This is a genomic window from Pediococcus argentinicus, assembly GCF_001437605.1.
GTDB lineage: Bacteria > Bacillota > Bacilli > Lactobacillales > Lactobacillaceae > Pediococcus > Pediococcus argentinicus.
Genome location: NZ_JQCQ01000062.1, coordinates 1 through 2,181, shown reverse-complemented (window position 1 = coordinate 2,181; position 2,181 = coordinate 1). Strand labels below are relative to the sequence as shown.

The following is a 2,181-nucleotide window of genomic DNA, read 5'->3' as shown; positions in this document are numbered from 1 at the left end:
AACTGTTAATTATTTGGAGGTTTTTATGAAATGATACAATCAGAAGATGATTTTTTTGATCTTTTTGAAAAAGAGGTGTCAAATCATGAGTTATCCTTGTTCTTAGGAGCAGGTAGTAGTATGGATGCTGGTCTAATTAGCTTATTTGATCTGATGAATCCCTTATCTAAGGATCTTAAAATTAAGATGAATGAAAAAACAAACCTGTTTAATATTGCACAATTCTATATTGATAAGTTCGGGAAGCAACAACTAGTTTCTACACTTCATGACGAATTGAAAAAACTTCCTAAATCAACAAATCTAATTGATAATCTACTTAAACTAAATTCTAAGACTATTTGGACAACTAATTATGACACCATTATTGAGGACAAATTCCTGAAACTTGGTATCAAATCAAATGTTGTTTATAAAGAAAATCAAATACATTCTGTTGAAAATAATAAAATAAATATTATTAAAATAAATGGTCAATTAAGTGATGCTGATTCAATAGTAATAAGTACCACAGACCTCGCTGAAAATAAAGAACGTAACGAGCTCTTATTTACTTTTCTCAGTAAAGAATTAGCTACTAATTCCTTTTTGTTTATTGGATATAGTTTCCAAGACAACGTTATTTTGTCAACATTATTGAAATTAAAAAAAATTATGGGACAATTTGCGGCAACACACTTTACAATTATGAAAAAAGAATGTGATGATAAAGTGCAAGAGCAGAAAATGTTTATTAACTATTTAGAGAAAAATTATAATATTCAAACGCTTTTGGTTGACGATTATCCAGATATCCCCCGAAAAGTTAAACAATTACGGAACCATATGATAAATAAAAATATTCTTTTATCTGGTGCATTATGGGACGTATCTGAAGATCAGCAAGAATTTGCATACAGTTTAATGAAAGAATTATCATCTGAGCTACTTGATATGGATGGGTATTATAACCTTCATACAGGTATGGGAATGAATATTGGAGCATACTTTGCAGGAGAAGCGTTCAAACATATTCAGGACAAAAACATACTATATCCAGAACGTCGACTTGCTTTAAAACCATTTGCTTTGGATACTACAAAAAATGAAAATGATGAACTGCGCCATGGCCTAGTTAATGATTGTAAGATATTTATTTTTGCATTTGGAGATAAAAATCCAAATCATGATGGAGAGTCTGGAGTAATTAAAGAGTACAAAGAAGCATTAAAAGTTCATAAATATAATGCTATATACATTCCAATTGCATCAACTGGATTAGCAGCAGAAGAAGTATATGATTTGATATCGAAAGATGGTATCAATAATTATCCTTATCTTTCGGATTATATGGAAAAATTAAAATCAGAAAAAGAACCAAGTAATATAGTTAAAATGATTAAACAAATTATAGAATCTGGCAGGTCTTATTTAGCATCGTAATTATAATAGTCTTTACTATATTCTCAAAAATATTAATATGATATTCATTAACTGGAATGTCTAATTTTGTTAGGCTAAAAATCCTTTCTGCCATTTTATCAATTCTTATTAATTTAGATTCTTTTTTAACATTCAAAAAAGAAAAAATTGAGTATAACATAGCTGACTTTGCATTAACGTTACTTTCTTCAATATTTTGGTAATCAGAAAGCAAAGTTGCAATCGATTTTAATTTCCAATCTGCGCTATTTGATATGTCAGCAATCAGTGCATTGAACGATGTATCAATATCTGTTAGCTTACCGAGTTCATTTTGTAGAACAGCGTCTACGATTTTTAGTGTTAAATTCATCGCATCATCTGTCTTTGAAGCCTCTTGATATATTAAATTCACAATCCATGATAGGTTTGGATTTAATGTTTGTGGTAAATAATCAAGGAAAACAGGAATTATGTACATTCCCTTATCTTTTAAAGACATTATTTTGTTTAATTCCTCAACAGCACATTTGCTGTTGAATAAATTATTTGATATAAAAATAACAGAATAATTACTCTTTTTGAATGGCTCAATCATATTTTTTTTATTTCTATCATTGCCTAAATGTAAGTTGTCGTAATCGTACCAGATTGATAATCCAAATGATTTCAAATGATATGCAACTGCATGAATATATGGATCACGATCCTTACTAGAAAAGCAGAGAAAAACACTTTCGTTACTCATTGCAAATAAAAACCTCCAAATAATTAACAGTT

2 protein-coding genes are annotated in these 2,181 nt (G+C 28.9%); one reads left to right on the top strand and one right to left on the bottom strand.

All coding sequences use genetic code 11. From position 1 onward, the window contains the following. Positions 1 to 30: 30 nt before the first annotated feature. Positions 31 to 1,422 (top strand): SIR2 family protein, encoded by a 1,392-nt coding sequence (locus IV88_RS08865; protein ID WP_057800532.1) that lies wholly within the window; start codon positions 31 to 33, stop codon positions 1,420 to 1,422. Here IV88_RS08865 and IV88_RS08860 read toward each other — a convergent pair. Next, positions 1,388 to 2,181 (bottom strand): toll/interleukin-1 receptor domain-containing protein (locus IV88_RS08860; protein WP_236698620.1); only part of this gene is annotated, 794 nt, incomplete at its 5' end. The genes IV88_RS08865 and IV88_RS08860 overlap by 35 nt on opposite strands.

Coding starts and splice junctions, on each gene's coding strand:
- IV88_RS08865 (WP_057800532.1), top strand. CDS start 31: ATGATACAATCAGAAGATGATTTTTTTGATCTTTTTGAAAAAGAGGTG.